At 64.4% G+C, this 23977-nt stretch carries 31 protein-coding genes; 8 read left to right on the top strand and 23 right to left on the bottom strand.

The window, feature by feature from the left end:
* Positions 1 to 16: 16 nt before the first annotated feature.
* Positions 17 to 175 (bottom strand): hypothetical protein, encoded by a 159-nt coding sequence (locus AC3WLM_RS12880; RefSeq protein WP_011444689.1) that lies wholly within the window; start codon positions 173 to 175, stop codon positions 17 to 19.
* 119 nt (positions 176 to 294) lie between these two features.
* Complete coding sequence (locus AC3WLM_RS12875; RefSeq protein ID WP_492477552.1) at positions 295 to 1890, bottom strand: isocitrate lyase; 1596 nt, start codon at positions 1888 to 1890, stop codon at positions 295 to 297.
* Between the two features lie 146 nt (positions 1891 to 2036).
* Between AC3WLM_RS12875 and AC3WLM_RS12870 the strand changes: the two genes are divergently transcribed.
* Positions 2037 to 3431, top strand: coding sequence for a helix-turn-helix domain-containing protein (locus AC3WLM_RS12870; protein ID WP_492477551.1), 1395 nt, complete (start codon positions 2037 to 2039; stop codon positions 3429 to 3431).
* Here AC3WLM_RS12870 and AC3WLM_RS12865 read toward each other — a convergent pair.
* Genes AC3WLM_RS12865 through AC3WLM_RS12855 form a run of 3 tightly spaced genes read right to left on the bottom strand, consistent with a single transcriptional unit; the run spans position 3412 to position 5964 of the window.
* On the bottom strand, positions 3412 to 3573 hold the full coding sequence (locus AC3WLM_RS12865) for a DUF2474 domain-containing protein (RefSeq protein ID WP_492477550.1): 162 nt from the start codon (positions 3571 to 3573) through the stop codon (positions 3412 to 3414). The genes AC3WLM_RS12870 and AC3WLM_RS12865 overlap by 20 nt on opposite strands.
* Positions 3560 to 4558 (bottom strand): cytochrome d ubiquinol oxidase subunit II, encoded by a 999-nt coding sequence (cydB, locus tag AC3WLM_RS12860; protein WP_492477549.1) that lies wholly within the window; start codon positions 4556 to 4558, stop codon positions 3560 to 3562. Before cydB ends, AC3WLM_RS12865 begins: the two co-directional genes overlap by 14 nt.
* Positions 4555 to 5964: a cytochrome ubiquinol oxidase subunit I gene (locus tag AC3WLM_RS12855; RefSeq protein ID WP_492478124.1), complete on the bottom strand. Its 1410-nt coding sequence runs from the start codon at positions 5962 to 5964 to the stop codon at positions 4555 to 4557. Before AC3WLM_RS12855 ends, cydB begins: the two co-directional genes overlap by 4 nt.
* A gap of 239 nt (positions 5965 to 6203) precedes the next feature.
* Here AC3WLM_RS12855 and AC3WLM_RS12850 point away from each other — a divergent pair, with 239 nt between their 5' ends.
* Genes AC3WLM_RS12850 through AC3WLM_RS12835 form a run of 4 tightly spaced genes read left to right on the top strand, consistent with a single transcriptional unit; the run spans position 6204 to position 9099 of the window.
* Positions 6204 to 6713 (top strand): GNAT family N-acetyltransferase, encoded by a 510-nt coding sequence (locus AC3WLM_RS12850; protein ID WP_062342330.1) that lies wholly within the window; start codon positions 6204 to 6206, stop codon positions 6711 to 6713.
* Positions 6714 to 6735: 22 nt separating this feature from the next.
* On the top strand, positions 6736 to 7305 hold the full coding sequence (locus AC3WLM_RS12845; RefSeq protein WP_492477548.1) for a DUF1285 domain-containing protein: 570 nt from the start codon (positions 6736 to 6738) through the stop codon (positions 7303 to 7305).
* Entirely contained in the window at positions 7302 to 7904 is a 603-nt protein-coding gene (locus AC3WLM_RS12840) for a CoA pyrophosphatase (protein ID WP_492477547.1), read from the top strand. The genes AC3WLM_RS12845 and AC3WLM_RS12840 overlap by 4 nt, the downstream gene beginning before the upstream one ends.
* Positions 7897 to 9099: a CCA tRNA nucleotidyltransferase gene (locus AC3WLM_RS12835; protein WP_492477546.1), complete on the top strand. Its 1203-nt coding sequence runs from the start codon at positions 7897 to 7899 to the stop codon at positions 9097 to 9099. The genes AC3WLM_RS12840 and AC3WLM_RS12835 overlap by 8 nt, the downstream gene beginning before the upstream one ends.
* Here the strand turns inward: AC3WLM_RS12835 and AC3WLM_RS12830 are convergent.
* The 16 genes from AC3WLM_RS12830 to hisB form a co-directional block, all read right to left on the bottom strand.
* Positions 9017 to 9904, bottom strand: a complete 888-nt coding sequence (locus AC3WLM_RS12830; RefSeq protein ID WP_492477545.1) for a phytanoyl-CoA dioxygenase family protein — start codon at positions 9902 to 9904, stop codon at positions 9017 to 9019. The two genes, AC3WLM_RS12835 and AC3WLM_RS12830, sit on opposite strands and share 83 nt — an antisense overlap.
* A gap of 1 nt (position 9905) precedes the next feature.
* Positions 9906 to 10439, bottom strand: coding sequence for a J domain-containing protein (locus AC3WLM_RS12825; RefSeq protein ID WP_039332814.1), 534 nt, complete (start codon positions 10437 to 10439; stop codon positions 9906 to 9908).
* Positions 10440 to 10548: 109 nt separating this feature from the next.
* On the bottom strand, positions 10549 to 11067 hold the full coding sequence (pal, locus tag AC3WLM_RS12820) for a peptidoglycan-associated lipoprotein Pal (RefSeq protein ID WP_039332812.1): 519 nt from the start codon (positions 11065 to 11067) through the stop codon (positions 10549 to 10551).
* 92 nt (positions 11068 to 11159) lie between these two features.
* Entirely contained in the window at positions 11160 to 12539 is a 1380-nt protein-coding gene (gene tolB, locus AC3WLM_RS12815; RefSeq protein WP_062342247.1) for a Tol-Pal system beta propeller repeat protein TolB, read from the bottom strand.
* Positions 12536 to 13495: a hypothetical protein gene (locus AC3WLM_RS12810; protein ID WP_193827824.1), complete on the bottom strand. Its 960-nt coding sequence runs from the start codon at positions 13493 to 13495 to the stop codon at positions 12536 to 12538. The genes tolB and AC3WLM_RS12810 overlap by 4 nt, the downstream gene beginning before the upstream one ends.
* A 10-nt stretch (positions 13496 to 13505) precedes the next feature.
* Complete coding sequence (locus AC3WLM_RS12805; protein ID WP_174544596.1) at positions 13506 to 13958, bottom strand: ExbD/TolR family protein; 453 nt, start codon at positions 13956 to 13958, stop codon at positions 13506 to 13508.
* Between the two features lie 3 nt (positions 13959 to 13961).
* Complete coding sequence (gene tolQ, locus AC3WLM_RS12800; RefSeq protein WP_039332807.1) at positions 13962 to 14663, bottom strand: protein TolQ; 702 nt, start codon at positions 14661 to 14663, stop codon at positions 13962 to 13964.
* Positions 14660 to 15124 (bottom strand): YbgC/FadM family acyl-CoA thioesterase, encoded by a 465-nt coding sequence (locus AC3WLM_RS12795; RefSeq protein WP_039332805.1) that lies wholly within the window; start codon positions 15122 to 15124, stop codon positions 14660 to 14662. The genes tolQ and AC3WLM_RS12795 overlap by 4 nt, the downstream gene beginning before the upstream one ends.
* Positions 15125 to 15199: 75 nt before the next feature.
* Entirely contained in the window at positions 15200 to 15577 is a 378-nt protein-coding gene (locus tag AC3WLM_RS12790; protein ID WP_118072178.1) for a histidine triad nucleotide-binding protein, read from the bottom strand.
* A 1-nt stretch (position 15578) separates the two neighbouring features.
* Positions 15579 to 15902 (bottom strand): phosphoribosyl-ATP diphosphatase, encoded by a 324-nt coding sequence (locus tag AC3WLM_RS12785; RefSeq protein WP_039332801.1) that lies wholly within the window; start codon positions 15900 to 15902, stop codon positions 15579 to 15581.
* A 33-nt stretch (positions 15903 to 15935) separates the two neighbouring features.
* A complete protein-coding gene (locus AC3WLM_RS12780) occupies positions 15936 to 16100 on the bottom strand; it encodes a hypothetical protein (RefSeq protein ID WP_156135729.1) in 165 nt (54 codons plus the stop codon).
* Positions 16101 to 16198: 98 nt separating this feature from the next.
* A complete protein-coding gene (gene hisF, locus AC3WLM_RS12775; RefSeq protein WP_039332799.1) occupies positions 16199 to 16960 on the bottom strand; it encodes an imidazole glycerol phosphate synthase subunit HisF in 762 nt (253 codons plus the stop codon).
* A gap of 1 nt (position 16961) precedes the next feature.
* Complete coding sequence (hisA, locus tag AC3WLM_RS12770) at positions 16962 to 17687, bottom strand: 1-(5-phosphoribosyl)-5-[(5-phosphoribosylamino)methylideneamino]imidazole-4-carboxamide isomerase (protein ID WP_039332797.1); 726 nt, start codon at positions 17685 to 17687, stop codon at positions 16962 to 16964.
* Between the two features lie 22 nt (positions 17688 to 17709).
* Positions 17710 to 18849, bottom strand: a complete 1140-nt coding sequence (locus tag AC3WLM_RS12765) for a glycoside hydrolase family 130 protein (protein ID WP_492477544.1) — start codon at positions 18847 to 18849, stop codon at positions 17710 to 17712.
* Between the two features lie 67 nt (positions 18850 to 18916).
* On the bottom strand, positions 18917 to 19546 hold the full coding sequence (gene hisH / locus AC3WLM_RS12760) for an imidazole glycerol phosphate synthase subunit HisH (RefSeq protein WP_039332793.1): 630 nt from the start codon (positions 19544 to 19546) through the stop codon (positions 18917 to 18919).
* Positions 19539 to 20132 (bottom strand): imidazoleglycerol-phosphate dehydratase HisB, encoded by a 594-nt coding sequence (hisB, locus tag AC3WLM_RS12755; RefSeq protein WP_039332791.1) that lies wholly within the window; start codon positions 20130 to 20132, stop codon positions 19539 to 19541. Before hisB ends, hisH begins: the two co-directional genes overlap by 8 nt.
* 86 nt (positions 20133 to 20218) lie before the next feature.
* On the opposite strand from hisB, the gene AC3WLM_RS12750 reads away from it, so the two are divergent.
* The 3 genes from AC3WLM_RS12750 to gmk are packed head-to-tail and all read left to right on the top strand — an operon-like array spanning position 20219 to position 21845.
* Positions 20219 to 20716, top strand: a complete 498-nt coding sequence (locus tag AC3WLM_RS12750; protein WP_062342268.1) for an SspB family protein — start codon at positions 20219 to 20221, stop codon at positions 20714 to 20716.
* Between the two features lie 34 nt (positions 20717 to 20750).
* Positions 20751 to 21143: a hypothetical protein gene (locus AC3WLM_RS12745; protein WP_492477543.1), complete on the top strand. Its 393-nt coding sequence runs from the start codon at positions 20751 to 20753 to the stop codon at positions 21141 to 21143.
* 51 nt (positions 21144 to 21194) lie between these two features.
* Positions 21195 to 21845, top strand: coding sequence for a guanylate kinase (gmk, locus tag AC3WLM_RS12740; RefSeq protein WP_427464237.1), 651 nt, complete (start codon positions 21195 to 21197; stop codon positions 21843 to 21845).
* Between the two features lie 116 nt (positions 21846 to 21961).
* On the opposite strand, the gene AC3WLM_RS12735 is transcribed toward gmk, so the two are convergent.
* Both AC3WLM_RS12735 and AC3WLM_RS12730 read right to left on the bottom strand, forming a co-directional pair.
* Positions 21962 to 22765: an SDR family oxidoreductase gene (locus AC3WLM_RS12735; protein WP_492477542.1), complete on the bottom strand. Its 804-nt coding sequence runs from the start codon at positions 22763 to 22765 to the stop codon at positions 21962 to 21964.
* 70 nt (positions 22766 to 22835) lie between these two features.
* Positions 22836 to 23975, bottom strand: coding sequence for an acyl-CoA dehydrogenase family protein (locus AC3WLM_RS12730; RefSeq protein WP_062342275.1), 1140 nt, complete (start codon positions 23973 to 23975; stop codon positions 22836 to 22838).
* Between the last annotated feature and the right edge of the window lie 2 nt (positions 23976 to 23977).

Here is a 23977-nt window from a genome sequence, read left to right as displayed (position 1 = left end):
TTAACGCCGTGAAGTGTTAACGACCGAGGGCGCTGCCAAGCCGGTGATAAAGGTTCGAGAACTTGACCGATTCGGGCTGGTCCTCGATTGCCTTCAGGTAGTGTAGTACGGCTTCGCGGATCAGCTTGAAGTCCTCGGTCGAGAGGACCGCGCGGGCACGTGCAGGTTCAGCCATGGTGGGTCTCCTTCTTGGATCTTCGAGGCTTGATTGCCGCGAGGATTTGCTTGGGTGGGAGGGGGAAGCCCCTCCACAACCCCTCCCTTGCAGGGGAGGGGCTTTCTGCAATTCGCAGGTTACGCTGCGAACTGGTTCATCGTGTTGTGGGCGCCGCCGGCCTTCAGGGCGGCTTCACCGGCGAAGTATTCCTTGTGGTCGTCACCGATGTCGGAGCCGGCCATGTTCTGGTGCTTCACGCAGGCGATGCCCTGGCGGATTTCCTCGCGCTGGACCTGCTTGACGTAGCCGAGCATGCCCTCTTCGCCGAAATAGCGCTTGGCGAGGTTGTCGGTGCTGAGCGCCGCGGTGTGGTAGGTCGGCAGCGTGATCAGGTGGTGGAAGATGCCGGCCTGCGCCGCAGCATCGCGCTGGAAGGTGCGGATGCGTTCGTCCGCCTCGATGCCCAGCTCGGTGCCGTCGTAGTCCACGCTCATCAGCTTGGCGCGGTCATAGGCCGAGACATCCTTGCCCGCTTCAACCATGGCGTCATAGACCTGCTGGCGGAAGTTCAGCGTCCAGTTGAACGACGGGCTGTTGTTGTAGACCAGCTTGGCGTTCGGGATCACTTCGCGGATGCGGCTGACCATGCCACCGATCTGGCCGATGTGCGGCTTTTCGGTTTCGATCCACAGCAGGTCCGCACCGTTCTGGAGCGAGGTGATGCAATCGAGCACGCAGCGGTCCTCGCCGGTTCCGGGGCGGAACTGATAGAGGTTCGAAGGCAGGCGCTTCGGCCGCATCAGCTTGCCGTCGCGGGCGATCAGCACGTCGCCGTGGCCGAGGTTCGTGGCATCGACTTCCTCGCAATCGAGGAAGCTGTTGTACTGGTCGCCGAGGTCACCCGGCTCCTTGACGTAGGCGATCTGCTTGGTCAGGCCGGCGCCCAGGGAGTCGGTGCGGGCAACGATCACGCCGTCATCGACGCCGAGTTCCATGAAGGCGTAACGCACCGCGCGGATCTTCGCGAGGAAGTCCTCGTGCGGCACGGTGACCTTGCCGTCCTGGTGGCCGCACTGCTTTTCGTCCGAGACCTGGTTCTCGATCTGGATGCAGCAGGCACCGGCTTCGATGAACTTCTTGGCGAGCAGGTAGGTCGCTTCCGCGTTGCCGAAGCCGGCATCGATATCGGCGATGATCGGAACGACGTGGGTTTCGAATTCGTCGATCTTGTGCAGCAGGCGGTGGGTGTTGACCGCATCGCCCGCCTTCTTGGCCGCATCGAGATCCCGGAACAGCATGCCGAGTTCGCGGGCATCGGCCTGCTTGAGGAAGGTGTAGAGTTCCTCGATCAGCGCCGGAACGCTGGTCTTCTCGTGCATCGACTGGTCGGGCAGCGGGCCGAATTCGCTCCGCAGCGCGGCGACCATCCAGCCCGAGAGGTAGAGGTAACGGCCCTTGGTGGTGCCGAAGTGCTTCTTGATGGAGATCATCTTCTGCTGGCCGATGAAACCGTGCCAGCAGCCGAGCGACTGCGTGTAGTTCGCTGGGTCAGCGTCATACGCTTCCATGTCGCGGCGCATGATCTTCGCGGTGTAGCGGGCGATGTCGAGGCCGGTGTGGAAGCGGTTCTGGAGGCGCATGCGGGCCACGCTCTCGGGCTCGATGCCATCCCAGGTCTGGGCGAAAGGCGCGATGGCCTTGCCGGCTTCGACGATCTTGCTGTGGTAGGTCATTTCCCGTGTTCCCTCACGTGGTGTGCGTCTGTGTGAGATCCGGGTAACGCGCGAATCGCTTTTGCGGAACGCTGCGCGGAGTGAGGTTGTCAAACTTTACATGATATGCTTGTAAAGTTGTGCAGTCACCACAAGAGGATTGTGAAGTGTCGACAAGACCGTTGTACCTCGGGCCTCGGCTCAAGCGCATCCGCCGCGAACTGGGACTGACCCAGCAGGCGATGGCCGACGAACTGGGCATATCACCAAGCTACATCGCACTGATCGAGCGTAACCAGCGACCTCTGACCGCCGACCTGCTCCTTCGGCTGGCGCGAGCCTACAAGCTCGACATGGCGGACCTCGCCAGCGACGAGCGCGACGATTACGCGCGGCGGCTGTCCGATGCCCTTCGCGATCCGATCTTCAACGACATCGACCTGCCCCCACTGGAAGTGTCGGACGTGGCGGCCAGCTTTCCGGGGGTGACCGAGGCCCTGCTGCGGCTTTACGGTGCTTGGCAGCGCGAGCAGCAGGCCTTGGCCGAGCAGCGTAGTGCTGTTCCAGGCACCGGGGCGAGCGATCCGGTGGGCGAGGCACGCCGCTTTGTGGCAGCGCGGCGCAACTATTTCCCGGCAATCGATGTGAAGGCCGAGGAACTGTCGGACGAAATCGCGAAGGCGGGCGGCGCGGCAGAGTGGCTGCGGCTGCGCGGAGTGCGGGTGCGCTTTCTCCCGCCAGACGTCATGATGGATGCGGTGCGCAGATATGACCGGCACAACGAGCAATTGCTGATTGATGACACGCTGTCGCCTTCTGGCCGTGCCTGGCAACTGATGCAGCACATTGCCTACACCGCGCTGCGGGGTGAGATCGCGGGCGTGATTCGGGGGGAAAGCTTTGCCAGCGAGACGGCGGCGCAATTGGTGCGGCGGGCGCTGGCGGGCTACGCGGCGGCGGCGCTGGTGATGCCCTATGACCGGTTTGCAAGGGCAGTGGATGCCCGCAGGTACGACATCGAAGCGCTGTCCGGGCAGTTCGGCGCGAGTTTCGAGCAGGTGGCGCACCGGCTGACCACGCTCAACCGGCCTGGGCAGGAGCGCGTGCCGTTCTTCTTCATCCGCGTCGATACGGCGGGCAATGTGTCGAAACGGCTGGACGGCGCGGGCTTTCCCTTTGCCGCGCATGGCGGCGGATGTCCGCTGTGGAGCGTGCACGAATGCTTCCGCACGCCGGGCGAGATCGTGACGCAGTGGGTGGAACTGCCGGACGGACAGCGCTTCTTCTCGCTGGCGCGGATGGTGACGTCTGGCGGTGGCGGGTTCGGACGGCCCCGGTGGACGCGGGCGATTGCGCTGGCCTGTGCGGCGGAACATGCGCCGCGACTGGTCTATGCGGCGGGGGCTGATCCCAAGGCGGTGGAGGCGACGCCGATCGGGGTGACCTGCCGCCTGTGTCACCGCGCGCAATGCACGGCGCGGGCCGAGCCGCCGATCGGGCGCGAGATCCTGCCCGACGACTACCGGCGCGGGGCCGAGCCCTTCAGCTTTGCGGAGAGTTGAGCCAGTAGCGGATGACCATGGCGACCGCGCCAAGCGTCAGCACGCTGCCGAGCCAGATTGCCGCCATCCAGCCAAGGCGCTGCCACAGGGGCTTTGCCTCGGCCCGCTCCGCACCATCGAGGCGGGGGTCAATGATAGCCATGTTCGCCCACCTTGCCCCGGAAGACCCAGTAGGCCCAGCCCGTATAGGCGAGGATCAGCGGCATGATCAGGCCGACGCCGATGAGCATGAAGACCTGTGAGCGTTCCGGCGCGGCGGCGTCCCAGATCGAAATGCTCTGTGGCACGACCCATGGCCACATCGAGACGCCCAGCCCGATCATGCCGAGCAGGAACAGGCCGAGCGCGTAGAGGAACGGACGCACGGCGTGGCGCTGTTGGAGCGAGCGCAGGAGCGAGATGGCGAGTGCTGCCGTCGCCAGCGGAACCGGTGTCAGCCAGAAGACCATCGGTTCAGTGAACCAACGCTGGAAGTACTGTCCCGCAAGGAACGGCGTGGCGAGGCTGACAGCAGCCATGAGCGCCAGCGTGGCCCAGGCGGCGCGGCGGGCGAAGGCGAAGGCCTTGTCCTCGGCGCGGCCCTCGACCTTGATCGCCAGCCAGCAGGCGCCGAGCAGCGCATAGCCCGCGACAACTCCCGCACCGGTCAGGAGCGAATAGAGTGACAGCCAGTCGAGCCAGCCCCCGGCATAGGCCCTCCCCTCAACGTGGATGCCCTGCAGCAGCGCGCCGAGGGTGATGCCTTGTGCGAGGGCCGCGACAAGCGAGCCGGCGAAGAAGGCCCGGTCCCAGAACGCGCGGTGGCGGGGATCGCGCCAGCGGAACTCGAAAGCGACGCCGCGGAAGACGAGGCCGAGGAGCATGGCGATGATCAACGGGTAGGTCGCCGGCAGGATGATCGCATAGGCCAGCGGGAAGGCGGCGAGCAGCCCTCCTCCGCCCAGCACCAGCCAGGTCTCGTTGCCGTCCCACACCGGGGCGATGGCATTCATCGCCTGATCGCGCTCGGCGCCTTCGTCAAACCAGGGGAAGAGGATGCCGATGCCGAGGTCGAAACCGTCCATCACGACATACATCAGCACGGCGAAGGCGATGATCAGGGCCCAGATGACAGTGAGGTCGATCATTGCACTTCCTCCTGCTGCTGAGCGGGCGTGATCCCGGCAGAGCGGATCGGGGCGCGCTCTTCCTGTTCCGGGCCCGGCTCGTGCGGATATGGCGCGTCCTTCATGAGATGCAGGATGTACCACGTGCCGATGCCGAAGACCGCGAAGTAGACGACGACGAAGGCGGCGAGCGAGGTGGCGACGGCAGGCGCGGCGATCGGGCTGACCGAATCTGCGGTGCGCAGCAGGCCGTAGACTGTCCAGGGCTGGCGGCCGACCTCGGTCGTCACCCAACCGGCGATCACCGCGATGAAGCCCGAGGGCCCCATCAGCACGGCAAGGCGGTGGAGCAGCGGCCAGTCGTACAACTTCTTGCGCGTGCGGGCGAGCAGGCTCCACAGGCCGAGGCCGAGCATGAGAAAACCGAGGCCGACCATGATGCGGAATGACCAGAAAACGATCCACACCGGCGGCCGGTTGTCCGGCGCGATGGTGTCCAGTCCCGCGAGGGGGGCGTCGGGATCATGCTTCAGGACAAGGCTCGAGGCCTTGGGGATGCCGATGGCGTAATCGAGCTTCTGGTCCTTGTCGTTTGGAATGCCGAACAGGTAGAGCGGTGCGCCTTCAGGGTGGGACTGGTAGTGCCCTTCCATGGCCATGACCTTGGCGGGCTGGTGCTCGAGCGTGTTGAGGCCATGCATGTCGCCGACGAAGATCTGCACCGGCGCGACGATTGCGGCCATCCACATCGCCATCGAGAACATCTTGCGGGCGTGAAGGTTCGCGCGGTCACGCAGCAGGTGCCATGCCCCCACCGCGCCGACGACGAAGGCCGTGGTCAGGTATGCAGCAATCACGGTGTGGACGAGGCGATAGGGGAAGCTGGGGTTGAAGATGATCGCCGCCCAGCTTGGACCGGGCAGGAACTCGCCGTTGGGCCCCATCTCGAAGCCGGTGGGGGTCTGCATCCAGGAATTGACCGAGAGGATCCAGAATGCCGAAATGAAGGTGCCGATAGCCACCATCAGCGTGGCGGCAAAGTGCAGTCCCCTGCCGACCCGGTTCATGCCGAACAGCATCACGCCAAGGAAGCCAGCCTCGAGGAAGAAGGCGGTGAGAACCTCGTAGGCCATGAGGGGCCCGATCACGCCGCCGACCTTGTCGGAAAAGACCGACCAGTTGGTGCCGAACTGGTAGGACATGACCAGACCCGAGACCACGCCCATCGCGAAGGCGACGGAGAAGATCTTCAGCCAGTAGCGGAACAGGTCGAGATAAAGCTGCTTGCCGGTCTTCAGCCAGAGTGCCTCAAGCACGGCGAGATAGCTGGCGAGGCCGATCGAAAAAGCCGGGAAGATGAAGTGGAAGCTCACCGTGAAGGCGAACTGCATACGCGCCAGAACCAGCGCGGCCGTTTGGCTGTCCATACCTGCGAACACGTTTATCTCCCCTGCACGGGATCGGGCGTCTTCTCGTGGCGCCTCAATCACTTCCTAGCCATATATGAGCATGAGCTAAAGTGATATTCCCGAAGCAGCGCTTGCAGTTTCTGCATCCTGAAAACCGCTGTGCAAGCGCGCCGTTCCTCCAAACTTGCAGCATGTGGCCTTGGGAGCTATCGGCGCGCATCCCGCCCGCCTTCGCAGGGCCGAAGAAAGCACCGCCGTTGTCCAAGATCATCCCGCTTGCCGATGTCGATCCCGCGCTGGTCGAGCAGTTGCTCGATGCTGCGTTCGAGCCGACTCGGCACCAGCGAACCGCCTACAAGGTGCGCGAGGGCATGGAATGGCTGCCAAACCTGTCGTTCGCCGCGCTCGACGACGAGGACATGCTGGCGGGCACGATCCAGTGCTGGCCGGTGGCGCTCACCGATGACAGTGGCCGCATGCATCCGATGATCATGGTCGGCCCGGTGGCGGTCATGCCGCATCTTCAGGGCGAAGGCTTCGGCAAGGCGCTGATGACGGCGGCGCTTACCGCGATCGATCCGCGCGCGCCGCTGCCGCAAGTGCTGATCGGCGATCCCGAGTATTACGAGCGCTTCTTCGGCTTCAGCAACGCCCAGACTGGCGGATGGCGCCTGCCGGGGCCGTACGAGCAGCATCGCCTGCTGTGCCGCACCGCCAATCCTGCCGTCCTGCCGCAAGAGGGCATGTTGGGGCCTTGGCGGCGCTGATCCGATCTGGCATCGGCAAACGGTGCCTTACACTCCCCCGCCCGAACTAGCATCCTTGAGCCTTGCCGAACTTGCTGCGCAGGTTGCTGCGCGCAAGCTGCCGCCCATCGACCAGTGGAGCCCGCAGGAGATCGGAGACAGCGAAATGCGCATCGCCGCAGATGGCCGCTGGTTCCATCAGGGTGGCGAAATCCGGCGTCCAGCAATGGTGCGCGCGTTTTCCTCGCTGTTGACGCGCGACGAGCGGGGCCAGCACTGGCTGGTAACGCCGTTCCAAAAGCTGGCGATCGCTGTGGAGGACGCCGCCTTCCTGGCGACTGACATGCAGGCCAAGCTGGACCCCGAGGGACGCACGGCATTGGCCTTCCGGCTCAATAGCGACGATCTGGTGGTCTGCGGGCCGGACCATCCGCTGCGGGTTTCGGGCACGGCTGAGATCCCGGCCTTTTACCTCGCCATCCGAAACGGAACAGAGGCCCGGCTCAACCGCAGCACCTACGGACAGCTCATCGATCATGCCCTGTCGCTGGGCAGCGCTGACCTGGCCGTGGAAAGTCTTGGCCACCGCTTCGTGCTGGTGCCCGGCACATGAATTTGCTGACAAGGCTTACGGACCTGTATGCCGAAGGACACCGGGAGCCTGCCAAGGAGCTCTACGAAGACTGGCGCCCACTGCCCGGGCACGGTTTGCGCCCTGCCGCTGTACTGATTGCGGTGACCGAGCGACAGAACCATCCGGATGGCCCCGGGGTTCTCCTGATCCACCGGCCTTCGCACATGCGCGCGCATCCGGGACAAGCCGCTTTTCCGGGCGGCAAGCTCGATCCCGGCGAGACCCCGGTCGAGGCAGCCCTGCGCGAAGCCAACGAGGAATTGGGCATCCGGCCGGAAGACGTGTCCGTGATCGGCGAAACCGACCGGTTCCGCACGGGCACGGGTTATGACATCACGCCCGTGCTGGCGCTGGTGCCGCCGGATCTGCCGCTTCAACCCAATCCGGCGGAAGTGGCGAGCTGGTTCGAGCCCCCTTTGGGCTTCCTTCTCGACCCGATGCGGCATGTCTGGCAATCGGCGGAATGGAACGGGCGCAAGGGGCGCTTCATCGAGATCCTTTGGAACGAGCATCGCATATGGGGCGTGACGGCGGCGATCATTTCCAACCTGGCAAAGCGGATCAGCTGGCATGACTGAGCGCCTGCCCGCCGCTGCGTGGACAAGACGCGAGGACCTCGCCGCCCTTGTAACCGCGCTCGATCCGCATGCCGAGGGCAACTGCCGGTGGGTGGGCGGCGTGGTGCGCGACACGATTCTCGGCCATGCCCCGAAAGACGTGGACATGGCCACGACGCTGCTGCCGGAGGAAACCGCCGCCCGGCTTGGCCAGGCCGGGATCAAGGCCGTGCCGACGGGCATTGCCCATGGCACGATCACTGCGGTTCTCGACGGTGGCACAGTGGAGATCACCACGCTGCGTCGCGACGTTTCCACCGATGGCCGCCATGCGACGGTGGCATTTTCCACCGACTGGCGCGACGATGCAGCCCGCCGGGATTTCACGATCAACGCGCTTTACGCCGATCCGCGCAGCCTGGAACTGTTCGACTATCACGGCGGCCTTGCGGATCTGGCCAATCGGCAGGTGCGTTTCATTGGCGATGCCCGCGAGCGCATCCGCGAAGATTACCTGCGCATCCTGCGTTACTTCCGCTTTCAGGCCCGCTTTGGCTCCATTCCCGCAGACAAGGCTTCAGAGGAAGCCGTTTCCGAGCTTGCCGCGGGATTGAAAGGGCTTTCTCGCGAACGTGTCGGCTGGGAGCTGATGAACCTGCTGGGCCTGCCAGATCCCGCGCCGACCGTCCGTCGCATGGCCGAACTCGGCGTTCTGGCCCATGTCCTGCCAGAGGCAACCGAGGCTGGCCTGGCATTGCTGGATACCCTTATCGACAACGAGCAGGCTGCCGGAGCGCAGGCCGTGGCACTGCGTCGTCTTGCCGCGCTCCTGCCGGCGGACCCGGCTCTTGCCGAACAGGTTGCCGCCCGACTGCGCCTTTCCATTGCCCAGCGCAAGCGGCTTGCCATTGCTGCCGCCCGCGACGGCGAAGAGACCGATGCGCGTGCCCTTGCCTACCGCGTGGGTATCGAGGAAGCGCGTGACCGGCTGCTGCTGGCAAGTCAGGCAACGGCTCCGCTGGAGGGGTGGAACGTGCCCCAACTGCCGATCAAGGGCGGAGACATTGTTGCCCGCGGCATAAAGGCGGGCCCGGAGGTTGCGCGCATTCTTCGTCAGGTGGAAGCGCGGTGGATCAAAGCGCAGTTTCCGGACGCCGGGCAAGTCTTCGCAATGCTCGATGAAATCGTGGCGCATACCAGCGCACAAGGCGGTTGAAGGTCTGAGCCGCGCTGACAACGCCAGGCATCGGCCTGGCCCGCGCGAAATGCCTGTGGCGATCGGCAGCGATCCTTGCCCGCGCGTCCCGCCCGATGACAAGCTTGCGCGCATCCGGCACGAAGTTGGTGGAATCCTGCCAGAAGGCGCGGCAGGCGGTTGCGTAGAACATGGGCCGTGGCTCGGCGCTGTTGTTGGGCTGTCCGCGATGCCGGACCCGGAAATCCCAGATCATGCAATTGCCGCGCAGCACGGCGTTCCACACCGAGCCATCTGCAGTCTCAGGTGATTGCAAGATACGGTGCGTGCCCGGCAGGAATTCGGTCGAGCCGTTGACTTCGTCAACATCGACGAGCGGGATGGAAATCGTCAGCGCAAATGGCGGCAGCATCGCTGCAATCGTCTTGTCCTCGAACAGATGCGGACTGTCGGAGTGCAGCTTCTGCACCGTGGAACCCGGAAAGGAGCTGATGACGCCGAAGGATTCGTAGACCCAATTGTTGCCCAGGGCTTTGTCCAGCAAGGCAAGCAGCGCCGGGTTTTGCAGAAGGTCGATGCAGCCCGCCATCCTGCCGGCGATCGGGACAAGGCCATTGATCCGCTTCGTGCCAACCACCCAGATGTCCTCCGGGAGCGGAGCGCGCGTGTCGAACGCGCCGGGAATGGATCGGCGCAGGGCCAGGGCCAGTTCGTCAATCCGCTGCGCAGGCCAAAGCCCTTCGAGGGCAACCACCCCGTCTCTTAACAACGCCTCGGCGGCGTCATCCGCGGCCTCTCCGCCGAAACGCGAGATGCCTGCGGTCATGTCAGCCCTTCCACTCGCGACGTTCTTCGGCAGCACGAAGCACCTCGTAGGACACCTGCAGCTTCTGGAACTGCTCTGCCGCGGCCTTGTCGCCGGGCCGCACATCGGGGTGGACTTCCTTGGCCCTGGAGCGCCAGGCCTTCTTCACCGCGTCGAAATCGGCATCCGGATCGAGGCCAAGGGTTTCGAGGGCGCGCAGTTCGTCCCGGCTGCGCGTGCCATCGCCAGAACCGCCCCATTCGGCCCATGCAGCCTGGCGAAAACCAGAGGCTTCGCCACGCTCTTCGGCCTCGCGACGTTCGGCCTCTTCCTTGTCCAGCCCTTCGAAGTAGTTCCAGCCCTGATTGTATTCCGCCGCGTGCTGCTGACAGAAATACCAGCGTTCGGGGTTGTTGGGGGACTTGGGCGCCGGGCAATCGCCCTTCTGGTCGCATCCCGCACGGTCGCACAGCCGCACTGGCGCAGCCTCGAAGGCGCTGCCGTAGCCCCGCCAGCGCGGGAAGCCCCAGTCAGACGATCGTGTATTGCGTGCCATGCCTCAATCCCAAGCCAAACCCGCAGGAAAGGTCAAGATGGGTGTGGTGCCGGCAATGCGAAAGGCCCGAACCTGGCGGGGTTCGGGCCTTGCCTGCATTGTCGGGTGATCAGTTGACCGTGACGGTGACCGCGCGGCGGTTGCGCGCCCACGAATCCTCGTCCGAACCAAGCGCAAGCGGGCGTTCCTTGCCATAGCTGACAACCGTGATCCGCGATGGATCTACGCCGAGGCTGACCAGGTAGTTCTTGGCCGCATTGGCGCGGCGTTCACCCAGCGCAATGTTGTAGTCGCGCGTGCCGCGCTCGTCGCAGTGGCCTTCGATGGTGATGGCCTTGGCCGGATAGCGGGCCAGCCACGAGGCCTGGCTTTGCAGGATGCCCTGGTCGGATGCGTCGATGTTGTAGCGGTCCGTATCGAAGTTCACGGTGTCGGAGATGACCGACGCCACGAAATCGGCCTGGCTGCCGGGAACCGGGCCGGTCGGCTGCGTCGTCTGCGGGGTCGTCTGCGTTGTCGTGGTGGCACCGGGCTCAGGCGGAAGCTGCTTGGGCTTCGATGCGCAGGCACCGAGGCCAAGCGTGAGAGCAGCAAGGCCGGCAATCAGGATCGGACGGGTCATGGGCATTCTCCTTGGGAGAGAGGGGGAGAGATGGCGACGCAAGGTGCAGTTTCAGCGATGAATTGACAAGGGCGCAAATCGCCCTTGCCAAGGCAGGGTCAGGGCAGAACCGGCCCCCATGCAGGGTCTGAACCATCAACCGGCGTGTTGAGTTTCCGTTCATTTCGACCAGTCAGGTCGACTTGCCAGATGCCGGTCTTGCCGCTGCCGCGCTCGGTGCGGAAGAATTGCACGATACGGCCGTTGGGCGACCACGTCGGGGCTTCATCCTGCCACGAATCCGTGAGGAACCGCATGCCCTTGCCGTACGGGTCGGTCACAGCGATACGGAAGTTGCCGCCGATATGGGTAAAGGCGATCTGGTCTCCACGTGGCGACCATTCCGGCGTGGCGGCGCGACCTCCGAAGAAACTGATGCGCTTCTGGTTCGAGCCGTCCGCGTCCATCACGTAAAGCTGCTGGCTGCCCGAACGGTCGCTTTCGAAGACGATCTTGCTGCCATCGGGCGAGTACGAGCCGCCGACGTCGATGCCGGGGCTGTCGGTGAGACGTGTCGACTGGCCGCCAGTGGCGGGCACGCGATAGATGTCTGTGTTGCCGGCGATGGCCATCGAATAGAGGATCCACTTGCCATCGGGCGACCAGCGTGGGGCGAAAGTGGGATTGGTGCTTGAGGTTACCAGCGTCTGCTGGCCGGTGCCGACGTTGTAGACGTAGATGCGGGGCGCACCGTTCAGGTAGCTCAAGTAGACGATCCGGCTGTAGTCAGGGGAATAGCGCGGGGTAAGCGCCGTCGCCTGCCCGTTGGTGATGAAGCGATGGTTGGCGCCATCGGAATCCATGATCGCAAGTTGCTTGCGGCGACGGTCCTTGGGGCCGGTCTCGGCAATGTAGGCAATCTTGCTGTCGAAGAACGGGCTTTCGCCGGAGAGGCGCGAATAGACCATGTCGGCGCACTTGTGCGCGGCGCGCCGCCATTCCTCAGGCTTGACGACATAGCCCTGCCGCGCGAGTTCGGACCCGAGCGCAACGTCATAGAGATAGCAGCCGACTGTGAGGCGGCCATCTTCGTTCGCCTTGACGAAGCCTTGTACCAGCATTTCAGCCGAACGCCCGCGCCAGGTGTCGAACGTCGGCGCAGCGACTTGCGGGAAGGCGACTTCGGGAAGCTGATCGGGACCGACCGGCTTGAACAGACCGTTGTTGCGCAGGTCGTTGTAGACGACGCGCGCGACATTGCGGCCGAGCGCTTCGGTGTTGCCGCCTTCGGCTGCGGTGGCGACCGAGGCGTTGGTGGGAAAGGACGGGATGGCAATGCCGAGGTCCTGCCATTCGTTCTCATCGGAGACAGAGCCGGTCAGCCCTTCGTCGGCAGAGGCCTGCGCCGCAGTGGAGGAAGGAAGCGCAGTCTGCTGTGCAGCGACGAGCGCAGGCACCGAGACAAGCCCTGCGGCAACAACAAGGAAACGCATCTTCATTGGGACAACTTCCTGTCAAAGCGGAAGGCGGCAACGCGCTTCCAGCCGGAATAGTAGGTATCTGGCAGATCGAACGGAGCGGCCAATTGCACAGCGCGAATCGCCTGCTCGGCATGCCGTTTGGCTTGCGCCTCGTTGGCGGGGGTAATGCCCTGCTGATCGACGACGCGAGGGCGACCGGCGAGGCTGCCATCCGGGTTGAGGTCCCAAGCCAGGATAGTCACCAGCTTGTCGGCGTCGACGCCCTGGGGCGCCGCCCAGTGCGGCTTGATCTGGCGCGAAATCGCGCCCGCCAGCGACGACCTGACCTCGGGGCCTATCGTTGCTGCAGGGGCCGCCTTTGCTGTTCCCGGCTTGGTCGAGCCGGGAATGCCTTTCAGAAAGTCCGAGCCGATTCGCGAACCGCCCGTGGGAGCATCCGGCCTGCGGCGGGGGCTGGTATCACCGGAACCGGACTTTGGCGTCGTGGCCTTCGCCGGTGCAGGCTTCGCCGCCGGTTTCGCTGGCGCAGGCTTGGCCGGAGCCGGCTTTGCAGGAGCGGGCTTCGGAGGAGCAGGCCTTGGCGGCGCCGGTTTGGGCGGTGCAGGCTTTGGTTGCGGCTGCGGCTTGGGCGCGGGCTTGGGCGGCGCGGGCACCGGCTTGGGCTGCGGTTGCGGCGGCGGTGGAACGGGTCTGGGCGGCTCAGGCAGCGGCTGCGGTTGCGCAACCGGCTCAGGCGCGGGCTCGCCCAGTTCGGGCGCAACGTCAGGCGCCGCCTCGGCCATGGGGTCGGGCGAGGTCGACTGATCGGCAATCTCTTCGGAGAACGTCACTTCCATGCGCTGCGGCGGTGGCTTCACCGTCTTGCCTGGTGGGGAAAGCATGAGGAAGCCGAGCAGTCCCGCGTGAGCCAGCGCGGCAATGGCCAGCCCTGCGCCTTCCTGCTTCGAGAGTCCTCCTGCGGTAGGATCGCGCATCGCTTCTGACCTATTGCGGTGCGGATGAACTGTTGGTGACCAGCGAGATCGACTTGAAGCCCGCAGCGTTCAATTCTCCCATCACGGCAGCGACGCGGCCCCAATCGAGCACGCGATCTGCGCGCAAGGTCACCAGCGGGGGCTTCGGCCCCTTCTGCAGCCCGGCAAGGCGGTCGGTCAGCTCGCCGGGGGCGAGCTGCTGATCATCGAGGAAGACGTTGCCCTGAGCATCGATAGTGACGGTGATCTGGTCCTGCTGCTGGTCGAGCGGGTCCGCCTTGCTGTCGGGCAAGTCGACCGGCACGCCAGCGGCCAGCATCGGCGCGGTGACCATGAAGATGATCAGCAGCACGAGCATGACGTCGACCAGCGGGGTGACGTTGATTTCGCTCATCGCGGCACGACCGCCACGCCCCCTGCGACCTCTGCCGCCTCCGCTGCCGGAACCCATGGACATCGCCATGACTCAGGCCTCCAGTTCGCGGCTGAGCGAGGCGTGGAAGCGGTCGGCGAAGCGATAGAGGCGGGTCTCGAAGCGGTTCACGCGGTGCGAAAAGCGGTTGTAGGCGATGACTGCGGGAATGGCGGCGAACAGACCGATGGCCGTGGCGAACAGCGCCTCGGAGATGCCGGGTGCGACGACGGCAAGCGAGGAGTTCTGCTGCGCACCGATGTTGAAGAAGCTATCCATGATGCCCCAGACAGTACCGAACAGGCCAACAAATGGGGCCACCGACCCGACGGTCGCGAGGAAATTGAGGCGACTGGCCAGCGCGTCTGTCTCAGTGACGACTGCGCCATCGAGCGCGGTGGTCAAGCGCTGGCGAGTGCCTTCGCGATCGATGGCCTTGCCCGAGGTGGAACGGCGCCATTCGACGAGCGCTGCATTGACGACGCGGGCGGAAGGGAGATCGCGGCCCTTGTTGTCCTTCTGGAACTGGTCGATGTCGCGTGCCTCCCAGAATTCGCGCTCGTACTTGTCACAGCCCTTCTGGACGCTGCCCATCTTCAGCGAAAAACCGATGATGATCGTCCACGTCCAGATGCTGGCGAGCACGAGCCCGACCATGACACCCTGGACGACATAGTCTGCATCGAGGAACAGCTGCACGGGGTTGAGCGAAGTCGGCGCGAAGGCAACGCCATTAGCGAGCATCGGGAGAATCATGCGGTATCCTGTCCTTCGGGAGCAGTTGTGATTGTCTGGAAAGCGGCCATCCATTCGCGCGGCTGGCGGCGGGGGCGACCATTCGGCGCGACGAAGGCGACGCGCACCCTCGCCTCGCACAGAAGCGTCCCGTCCCTGAACGCACGCTGCACGATTCGGCAGGTGGCTGGGGAAAGTTCGGCGACGTGGCTGTGGACCATGACCTCATCATCAAGCTTGGCGGGGCGCAGATAACGCAGGTCCATCTCGCTGACGGCATAGGCGCCCTCGCCGGCTTCGTGCGCAGCGCGCTGGTCTATGCCGAGCAGGCGCAGCATGTCGGAGCGGGCACGTTCAAACCAGCGCAGGTAATTGGCGTGATAGACCACGCCCGAAAGGTCCGTGTCCTCGAAGTAGACGCGGACCGGGTAAAGGTGCTGAGGGCCATCGAACAGGCCGGAGGGTGCAAGCGGAACGGACATTCGGCGGTGACCCTACCCTTGCGACGAGTCGAAGGGCAAGGGGTGGTTAACGCCTTACCCCCGTGTTCCCCCCGTTCAGCGCACCAGCATCGGGCCAAGCGGCTGGCCGGCAAAGAGGTGGACGTGCAGATGCGGCACTTCCTGATGGCTGTTGGTGCCGGTGTTGGCGAGCAGGCGATAGCCCGGAGCCACCAGACCGAGATCACGCGCTACCTTGCCGACTGCGCGGACGAAGCCGGCGATTTCGGCCTCCGAAGCCTTCTCGGAGAAATCGTCCCAGCACACGTAGGCGCCCTTGGGGATCACCAGGACGTGGGTCGGCGCCTGCGGGTTGATGTCGTGAAATGCCAGCGCATAATCGTCTTCATAAACCGTGCGGTTGGGGATCTCCCCGCGCAGGATCTTGGCGAAGATGTTCTGGTCGTCGTAGGGGAGCGTTGCGTCAACGGCCATGTCAGTTGCTCCGGCTGGCTTTTTCAGCGATGCCCGAGGTGCCTTCGCGCCGCTCGAGTTCGGCAAGCACTTCGGCGAGCGGCACGTCCTTGGCGGAGAGCAGCACCATCAGGTGGAAGATGAGGTCCGCCGCTTCGCCGACGAGTTCCTTGCGGTCTCCAGCCAATGCAGCGATGACAGTTTCCGTGCCCTCCTCGCCAACCTTCTGGGCTATCTTGGCGATACCCTTGGCATTGAGCTTGGCGACGTAGCTGGCGGAAGGATCGCCCGCGCGGCGCTGGGCTATCGTGGCTTCGAGCCGGGCGAGGATTTCACCGTGTTCCATGGGCAGCGCAATGGCGCGGAACGGGCGGTGCGGTCAACCCCGGCGCTTGGCGATCTGGCGGCCGACGATGAGACCGACGAGCCCCAAGGCGAAGAGCGCGCCGTCAGTCGGTTCGGGAATCGAGATGCCGGCCGACTGCGCCAGCGACGGAGAAACCGACGCGAGGACCGCAAGAAGGATGGTACCGATACGAAGCACAGGGCAAGCGACCTTGAGTTGTTAACCCCAACCCAATGCCAGACCGCGTGATTCGGTAAAATCCCTTATAACAAATGGTTAATGACCCATCTTGGGACTCAGGAGCGTGCTGGCAGACCTGCAGCCCGCAGCGCGGCGTGGGCTTCTGCAATCGAGTGGGTTCCGAAGTGGAAGATCGATGCCGCCAGCACCGCGCTGGCATGGCCTTCGGTTACACCTGCGACAAGGTGTTCGAGACTGCCGACGCCACCGCTGGCTATCACCGGGACCGGCACGGCATCAGCGATGGCGCGGGTCAGTTCCAGGTCGTAGCCCTTTTGCGTCCCGTCACCGTCCATCGAAGTGACGAGCAGTTCGCCCGCGCCCAGCGTGGCAAGGTTCACGGCGTGGGCCAGCGCGTCGATGCCAGTTGCCTTGCGCCCGCCGTGGGTGAATATCTCCCATTTGCCCGACCCGGTGCGTCGCGCATCGACCGAGCCAACCACGCACTGCGCGCCAAACTTCTCGGCAATGTCGCGCACCAGTTCGGGACGGGCGACGGCGGCGGAATTGACTGCGACCTTGTCGGCACCAGCGAGGAGGAGGGCGCGGGCATCTTCGACTGCCCTCACCCCACCGCCGACTGTCAGCGGCATGAAACAGACTTCCGCAGTCCGGGCGACGACATCAAGCAGGGTGCCGCGGCCTTCATGGCTGGCGGAGATGTCGAGGAAGCACAACTCGTCCGCCCCGGCCTTGTCATAGGCGCGCGCCTGCTCGACCGGATCGCCGGCATCGCGCAGGTCGACGAAGTTGACGCCCTTGACTACGCGGCCATTGGCGACATCGAGACAGGGGATGACGCGGACGCGGACGGTCATGTCAGGCCTCGGCCATCGCAATGGCAGCCGCAAGATCGAGCTTGCCTTCGAACAGCGCACGGCCGGTGATGACACCTTCGATGCCGTCGGCTTCATGAATCTTGAGCATCCGGATGTCGTCGATGCCCTTGACGCCGCCGCTGGCGATCACGGGAATGTCGACGCGGCGCGCGAGTTCGACGGTGGCGTCAAGATTCACGCCCTTGAGCAGGCCGTCGCGTCCGATGTCGGTGAAGAGCAGGCTGGCAACGCCCGCATCCTCGAACCGGCGGGCGAGATCGACGACCGAGACGTCGGACACGTCGGCCCAGCCCTCGGTGGCGACCATGCCGTCGCGTGCGTCAACCGCGACGACGATGCCGCCGGGGAACTCCTTTGCCATGTCCTTGACGAACTGCGGGTCCTTGAGCGCAGCCGTGCCCATGACGACGCGGCTGACACCGACGTCGAACCAGCCCGAGACCGCCTCACGCGTGCGGATGCCGCCGCCAAGCTGGACGTGGCCGGGGAACGACTTGAGGATTCCCTCCACCGCCTCGCGGTTCTCGGCGCGACCGGCGAACGAACCGTCGAGATCGACGACGTGGAGGTACTGCGAACCGGCCTCGGCGAAGAGGCTCGCCTGATGGGCGGGGTTATCGCCGTAGACCGTGGCGCGGTCCATGTCTCCTTCGGCGAGGCGAACGACCTGGCCAGCTTTCAGGTCAATGGCGGGAAAGACGATCATGGACCGCGCGCCTAGCAGCGGATTACGCCGAACGGAAGGCTTCCTTGGGCACATGGGTGATGCGGCAGGCAAGATCGGCCTCGCCCGAGGCGACGATGTAGCGATCCTCCAGCTCAGCGATGCCGGTCGTGAACACGACATCGCGCAAGTAGAGCAGGTCCTCGAGCGGACGGGTGAGTTCCGGGTTGGGCTCCAGCAGCGGGGTGTGGCTGCCGCCGATGGTCTTCCATGGCTCTTCCGGGTCGAGGAGGGTCCAGTAGGTACGGTAGATGCCCACGATCTCCTTCGGTTCGACGCCGTGCCAGAGGGTAAGCCAGCCACGCTGACCGTCAATCTCCGTGAGGATCGGGGGTGTGCCACCACCCATGCGCGCCGTTGCGGCGGTACCAGCATGCGGACGAATGCCTGGTTCGAGGCGAGGACGCCAGTGAAGGGCATCCGGCGAAGTCGCAAGGTTGATCGAGGGGCCGGAGCGCCATTCGCTGCCAGGCGGGTAGGCGAAGTAGAGGTCGCCCAAAGGGCGGGTCTGTGCCCAGTATTCGCCGTGAACAAGGCCCTCGAAGATCAACATGTCCTTGTTCTGGTGATCGAGAGCGATGCCTTCGAAATGCCAGTTCAGGCCATCTTCCGAGGAATAGAGCGTGGTCGAGTGTCGTTCCGGGCTGACCGAGCAGGTGGTCATCAGATAGGCGCCCTCGCCCATGCGCGAGATGCGGGCATCCTCGATGCCGTAGCACTGGAACGAACCTTGCGGCGCGATGGCCTTGTCATAGTGGATTGCGATGACATCAAGCCCGTCGGCCGACATCTCGACCGGCAACAGCCATGACAGGGAGGTCAGCGCCATGATCTTCCAGCCGCCACCATGCAGAAGGAACTTGCGAGGGTCCGAAGTATCGGCAAGCTCCAGCGGCCAGCCATCGAGAACATAGCCCCCGTCGTGCCAGCGAATCGCATGGACCTTGCCTTCGCGGATTGGCTGGCGCAGCGCCTCGGCCACGCGGACCATGAAGAGCAGGTTGCCGTTCGGCAGGACCGTCATGCCGGGGTTGAAGGCCCCCAGAACGTAAGTTTCCGCATCGAAGTGGCCGCGCAACGGGGACTGCGCGAGGTCCACCATGAAGGGCGTGAATACCAGGCGGTCGATCGGAAACGTGGTCATGCGGCAGGGCCTCCTTCAAAGGAAGGAAAGGTCTGGGCGCGTGTTACAGTTCCCTCAGGCTAACCTGTCAGGGCTTCCATTCAAGGAAGCGATTGAGCAGCGACAGGCCGTAGGACTGGCTTTTTTCCGGGTGGAACTGCACGCCGAGAATATTGTCGCGCGCGACGGCGGCGACGATCCCGCCGCCGTGATCGCTCATCGCCGCCACGTGCGTGCCCTCTTCGGGCACGAAGTGGTAGGAGTGCAGGAAATAGGCTTCGCCGGGCTCGAGCAGTTCGGCACCGCCCTGGTGCGGCATCGGCGCGACATCGTTCCAGCCCATGTGGGGCACCTTGATCGACGGATCGGCGGGTTCGATCACGCGGACTTCGCCCCCGATCCAGCCAAGCCCGTCGGTCGTGCCGAACTCGATGCCGCGATCCGCCAGAAGCTGCATGCCGACGCAGATGCCGAGGAAAGGAGCACCGCCGACGAGGACGCGCTCTTCCATTGCCTCGACAAGGCCGGGCACAGCGCAAAGCGCCGAGATGCAGGCGCGGAAGGCACCGACGCCGGGCAGGACGATACGATCCGCGGCCCGGACGACATTGGGATCGGCCGTCACCACCACGCCTTCGGCACCGGCTGCCTTGAGGGCGTTGGCGACGGAGCGCAGATTGCCCGCGCCGTAATCGACCAGCGCGAGGGTATCAGCCACCCAGAATGCCCTTGGTCGAAGGGACTGCATCGGCCTTGCGCGGATCGATGGTGATCGCTGCACGCATCGCGCGGGCAAAGCCCTTGTAGATGCCCTCGATGATGTGGTGGTTGTTCGAGCCGTAGAGGCTTTCGATGTGCAGCGTGATGCCGGCTGCCTGGCTGATCGACTGGAACCAGTGCTCGAACAGCTCGGTATCCATCTCGCCCAAGCGAGGCTGCGTGAACGAGGCCTTCCAGATCAGCACCGGACGGCCCGAAATATCGAGCGCGACGCGGCTCAGCGCCTCGTCCATCGGCGAATAGGTGTGGCCGTACCGGGTTATGCCCTTCTTGTCGCCCAGCGCCTGCGAGATGGCCTGGCCGAGCGCGATGGCGCTGTCCTCGGTGGTGTGGTGCTGGTCGACATGGAGGTCACCCTTCACCCGGCATTCGATATCGATCAGCGAGTGCCGGCTGAACTGCTCGATCATGTGATCGAGGAAGCCGATGCCCGTTTCCACCTTGTAGGTGCCGGTGCCATCGAGGTTCACCGACACGGCAATGTCGGTTTCCTCGGTCTTTCGCGTGATCGATCCGGTGCGCATGGGAAAGCGCCTATACGCCGCTCCGGTTTAGAATCAATGTCCGTCCCCACTTGACCCGAAGGGCCGGGGCGGTCAGTTGTGGCGGCATGAGCGATGCACCTGACAGCCTGATCCCCTACGACGAAATCGTGCAGGAGGCGCTACGCGCCGTTGTCGGACGCGTGCTGGGCGAAGTGGCAGCCGGCGGCGGGATGCTGCCGGGCACCCATCACTTCTATATCACCTTCAAGACCGGCGCTCCGGGCGTGGACATTCCGCAGCGCCTGCGCGAACGCTTCCCCGACGAGATGACGATCGTGCTCCAGAACAAGTTCTGGGACCTCAAGGTCGAGGCAGATCAGTTCAGCGTTGGCCTTTCATTCAATCAGATCCCTTCGACTCTGGTGATTCCGTTCTCGGCAATCACGGCTTTCGTCGATCCAGCAGTCGATTTCGGTCTGCAATTCCAGGCAGTTGTCGATGACGAGGCGGAACCTGTCGAGCCTGCCGAAAACGATTCGCCGGAACAAGCCGACACGCCTGCCGTTGAGCGGACCGAGGACGGATCGAACGTCGTCACTGTCGATTTCGGCAAGAAGAAGTAAGGGGCACAACGCCCCGCTGACAGAAGGCAAGGGCATGGCTAAGAAGGGCAAGAAGCTGACAAATGCGGCCAAGGATGCCGCTGACAAGGTGCCTGCCCCCAGCCCCAACCCGATGACCAACCTGATCCTGGCCGATATTGCCCTCCGCGCCGGGGGCTCGTTGCTTCGCCGTGGCGTTGAAAAAGGCCTGATCGGGACGAAGATGGGTTCAAAGAAGGCGGGTCGTGTGATCCAGGGGCGCACGATGATGCAGACTCTGGTCGGGACTGCCATCGCCCGGGTTGCAACCCGCTCCGTTCCCGGCGCGATCGTTGTCGGGGGTGGTCTTCTCGCCAAGACGCTTTACGATCGCCGCCGTAGCAGAACCGCCGAGGCAGCTGGCGAAGCGGCAATCGAGGAACAGGCCGAGCGCGGCAAGAAGGGCTGATCGGAGCCGTCCCCCCTTGACCGGGCGGGAACCGATGCGCCACTAGCGCACATGGTCCACGAGTCCCAAGACGACGACACCCTGCACCGCCGGGGCCTGATGCTCATCCTGTCCTCGCCCTCCGGCGCCGGCAAGACGACGATCGCGCGCAAGCTTCTCGCCGAAGATGACGAGATCGCGGCATCCGTTTCCGTGACGACGCGGCCGATGCGGCCTGGCGAAGTCGAGGGCAAGGACTACTACTTCGTCGACAAGGCCGAGTTCGACCGCATGGTCGAGGCGAACGAGTTCTATGAATGGGCAGTGGTCTTCGGCAATTGCTATGGCACACCCAAGGCGCACATTCGCGACCGGCTGAAAGCGGGCGGAGACGTCCTGTTCGACATCGACTGGCAGGGCACGCAGCAGCTTTACCAGAAAGCGCAGGCCGACGTGGTGCGCGTGTTCATCCTGCCGCCGAGCCTTGAAGAACTGCGCCGCCGCCTGACCGGACGCGGCACCGACAGCGCCGAGGTTATCGCGGCGCGCATGGACCGGGCACAGGCCGAGATCAGCCACTGGGACGGTTACGATTACGTCGTGATCAACGACGACGTTGAGGGCTGCTTCGACAAGGTGCGCGAGATCCTTGCCGCCGAGCGCATGAAGCGCACGCGCCAGACCGGGCTGATCGACTTCGTGCGTGGGTTGATGCGGGGGTAGTATCTCATCTGGAAGTGTTGCGTCCCCGCGCAGGCGGGGACCTCAGCGGTTTGACGCCAAAATTCCGTAACAACACTTGCGTCCCCGCCTTCGCGGGGGCGCAAATGTCAGCGCCATCAATGCCCCGATGGATCCACGGCATTCTCAGGAATCCAGCCGTTGACGATACCGCCATCGATCGGCAGCGGCGTGCCGACGACATAGTCGCCCGCGCGGCTGGCGAGGAAGATCGCGCCCCCGGCCATGTCTTCAATCGTGCCGATCCGCCTGGATGGGATGCCCTTGGCAGAGGCTTCGGGATTCTTCGCCGCAGCCTTGTTCATCTCTGATGGGAAAGCTCCTGGACAGATGCAGCTTGCGACGATCTGGTCCCGGATCAGCCGCGCCGCCATGCGCTTGGTCAACTGGATGACGGCAGCCTTTGATGCCTGGTAGCTGTAGGTCTCCCAAGCATTGAGACGCAGGCCATCGACCGAGGCGATATTGATCACCTTGGCGGGCTGTTCCTTGCTGGCGGCGGCCTTGAGCAGTCCGTGCAGCTTCTGAGTGAGGAAGAACGGCGTCTTGACGTTCAGGTCCATGACCTTGTCCCAGCCAACTTCGGGAAAATCCTCGAAGTCTGCGCCCCAGGCAGCGCCCGCGTTGTTCACGAGAATGTCGAGCTTGTTTTCGCGGCCAGCAAGGTCTGCGGCGAGCTTTTCAATGCCGGCGACGTTGGAAATGTCACCGGGCAGTGCGATGCACTTCTCGCCGAGGCGTGCGGCGGTTTCCTCGACCACGGCAGCCTTGCGAGCGGTGATGTACACCCGCTCGCAACCTGCGGCGAGGAAGCCTTCGGCGATCATCTCGCCAATCCCGCGCGAACCACCAGTCACGACCGCAATGCGGCCTTCAAGGCTGAAAAGCTTGCTGAAATCCATGTTGTCGTTCCCCTGCGCGCCCGTTTCCCGGGTCGTGTCCCCCTCCCCTGCCGAGGAGGGGTCGATTGCATCAATAGCCGCTAAGCTGAGCCACGCGCTCGGCATGGTAATACTGGTCGCCCATGAACTCGGCGAGCGAACGGTCGCGCTTCATGTAGAGGCCGATGTCGTATTCGTCGGTCATGCCGACGCCGCCATGCATCTGAACGCCTTCGCGAACCGAGAGGTTGCAGGCCTTGGCCGCCTTGGCCTTGGCAACCGAAACCATGAGGTCGGCCTTCTCCGAATTGCCGTCGAGCAGTTGCTGCGCCTTGATCACGGCGGCTTCGGCGATTTCCAGCTCGGAATAGAGGTGCGCGGCGCGGTGCTGAAGCGCCTGGAATTCTCCGATCAGTTGGCCGAACTGCTTGCGCGTCTTGAGGTAGGCGGTGGTGATGTCGAATGCCCCCTGCCCGACACCGGTCAGTTCGGCAGCAGCGCCGATGCGGCCTGCACGGAGAACCTTGTTCAGCAGCTCGCGACCGCCATCGACTTCTCCGATAACGCAATCGCCGTCGAGTTCGACACTGTCGAAGGTGACGTTGCTGGCCATCGCGCTGTCGACGAGGCGCAGGTTCTCGTGGGACACGCCCGATGCGTCCTTGGGTACGGCGAACAGCGTGATGCCGTCGTTGTCGGTATCGCTGCCCGACGTGCGCGCAGCGACGATGATCGCGTCAGCCGAGGCTCCATGCACGACGAAGGCCTTGCTGCCCTGAAGGCGGAAGCCGTTACCAGCCTTTTCGGCCTTGCAGGCGATGCGTTCGGGGCGATGTTTCGGACCTTCGTCGACCGCTACGGCCAATACACTGTCGCCGGCGATTACCCCTGGGAGCCAGCGGCCGCGCAGCTCGTCCGATCCGCCCGCAAGCGCCGTCACGCCCATGACCGAGGTGGTCAGGAATGGCGAAGGGGTAAGGTTGCGACCGATTTCGCGCAGGACGATGCCTGCCTCGACGTGGCCCATCGCCAGACCGCCATCAGCCTCGGCAGCAAGCATGCCGGTGAGGCCCATCTCGGCGAACTGCTTCCACAGGGCATGGCCGAAGCCATCCTGGCAGTTCATGTCGCGATAGTGGCGCAGCTGCTTCTTGATGCCGCCTTCATCGGCCATGAAGCCGGTGACGCTTTCGGCCAGCATGGCCTGATCTTCGGTGTGGAAAAGGGGCATCG

Source organism: Novosphingobium sp. FW305-C-30-35, assembly GCF_058783135.1.
This window is presented reverse-complemented; position numbering and strand designations above follow the sequence as displayed.

Excerpts from the sequence above, each read along its gene's own strand:
- AC3WLM_RS12880 (WP_011444689.1), bottom strand. The coding sequence starts at position 175 with ATGGCTGAACCTGCACGTGCCCGCGCGGTCCTCTCGACCGAGGACTTC.
- AC3WLM_RS12875 (WP_492477552.1), bottom strand. The coding sequence starts at position 1,890 with ATGACCTACCACAGCAAGATCGTCGAAGCCGGCAAGGCCATCGCGCCT.
- AC3WLM_RS12865 (WP_492477550.1), bottom strand. The coding sequence starts at position 3,573 with ATGGCTATCATTGACCCCCGCCTCGATGGTGCGGAGCGGGCCGAGGCA.
- cydB (WP_492477549.1), bottom strand. The coding sequence starts at position 4,558 with ATGATCGACCTCACTGTCATCTGGGCCCTGATCATCGCCTTCGCCGTG.
- AC3WLM_RS12855 (WP_492478124.1), bottom strand. The coding sequence starts at position 5,964 with ATGGACAGCCAAACGGCCGCGCTGGTTCTGGCGCGTATGCAGTTCGCC.
- AC3WLM_RS12840 (WP_492477547.1), top strand. The coding sequence starts at position 7,302 with ATGAATTTGCTGACAAGGCTTACGGACCTGTATGCCGAAGGACACCGG.
- AC3WLM_RS12835 (WP_492477546.1), top strand. The coding sequence starts at position 7,897 with ATGACTGAGCGCCTGCCCGCCGCTGCGTGGACAAGACGCGAGGACCTC.
- AC3WLM_RS12830 (WP_492477545.1), bottom strand. The coding sequence starts at position 9,904 with ATGACCGCAGGCATCTCGCGTTTCGGCGGAGAGGCCGCGGATGACGCC.
- AC3WLM_RS12825 (WP_039332814.1), bottom strand. The coding sequence starts at position 10,439 with ATGGCACGCAATACACGATCGTCTGACTGGGGCTTCCCGCGCTGGCGG.
- pal (WP_039332812.1), bottom strand. The coding sequence starts at position 11,067 with ATGCCCATGACCCGTCCGATCCTGATTGCCGGCCTTGCTGCTCTCACG.
- tolB (WP_062342247.1), bottom strand. The coding sequence starts at position 12,539 with ATGAAGATGCGTTTCCTTGTTGTTGCCGCAGGGCTTGTCTCGGTGCCT.
- AC3WLM_RS12810 (WP_193827824.1), bottom strand. The coding sequence starts at position 13,495 with ATGCGCGATCCTACCGCAGGAGGACTCTCGAAGCAGGAAGGCGCAGGG.
- AC3WLM_RS12805 (WP_174544596.1), bottom strand. The coding sequence starts at position 13,958 with ATGGCGATGTCCATGGGTTCCGGCAGCGGAGGCGGCAGAGGTCGCAGG.
- tolQ (WP_039332807.1), bottom strand. The coding sequence starts at position 14,663 with ATGATTCTCCCGATGCTCGCTAATGGCGTTGCCTTCGCGCCGACTTCG.
- AC3WLM_RS12795 (WP_039332805.1), bottom strand. The coding sequence starts at position 15,124 with ATGTCCGTTCCGCTTGCACCCTCCGGCCTGTTCGATGGCCCTCAGCAC.
- AC3WLM_RS12790 (WP_118072178.1), bottom strand. The coding sequence starts at position 15,577 with ATGGCCGTTGACGCAACGCTCCCCTACGACGACCAGAACATCTTCGCC.
- AC3WLM_RS12785 (WP_039332801.1), bottom strand. The coding sequence starts at position 15,902 with ATGGAACACGGTGAAATCCTCGCCCGGCTCGAAGCCACGATAGCCCAG.
- hisF (WP_039332799.1), bottom strand. The coding sequence starts at position 16,960 with ATGACCGTCCGCGTCCGCGTCATCCCCTGTCTCGATGTCGCCAATGGC.
- hisA (WP_039332797.1), bottom strand. The coding sequence starts at position 17,687 with ATGATCGTCTTTCCCGCCATTGACCTGAAAGCTGGCCAGGTCGTTCGC.
- AC3WLM_RS12765 (WP_492477544.1), bottom strand. The coding sequence starts at position 18,849 with ATGACCACGTTTCCGATCGACCGCCTGGTATTCACGCCCTTCATGGTG.
- hisB (WP_039332791.1), bottom strand. The coding sequence starts at position 20,132 with ATGCGCACCGGATCGATCACGCGAAAGACCGAGGAAACCGACATTGCC.
- AC3WLM_RS12750 (WP_062342268.1), top strand. The coding sequence starts at position 20,219 with ATGAGCGATGCACCTGACAGCCTGATCCCCTACGACGAAATCGTGCAG.
- AC3WLM_RS12745 (WP_492477543.1), top strand. The coding sequence starts at position 20,751 with ATGGCTAAGAAGGGCAAGAAGCTGACAAATGCGGCCAAGGATGCCGCT.
- gmk (WP_427464237.1), top strand. The coding sequence starts at position 21,195 with ATGGTCCACGAGTCCCAAGACGACGACACCCTGCACCGCCGGGGCCTG.
- AC3WLM_RS12735 (WP_492477542.1), bottom strand. The coding sequence starts at position 22,765 with ATGGATTTCAGCAAGCTTTTCAGCCTTGAAGGCCGCATTGCGGTCGTG.
- AC3WLM_RS12730 (WP_062342275.1), bottom strand. The coding sequence starts at position 23,975 with ATGCCCCTTTTCCACACCGAAGATCAGGCCATGCTGGCCGAAAGCGTC.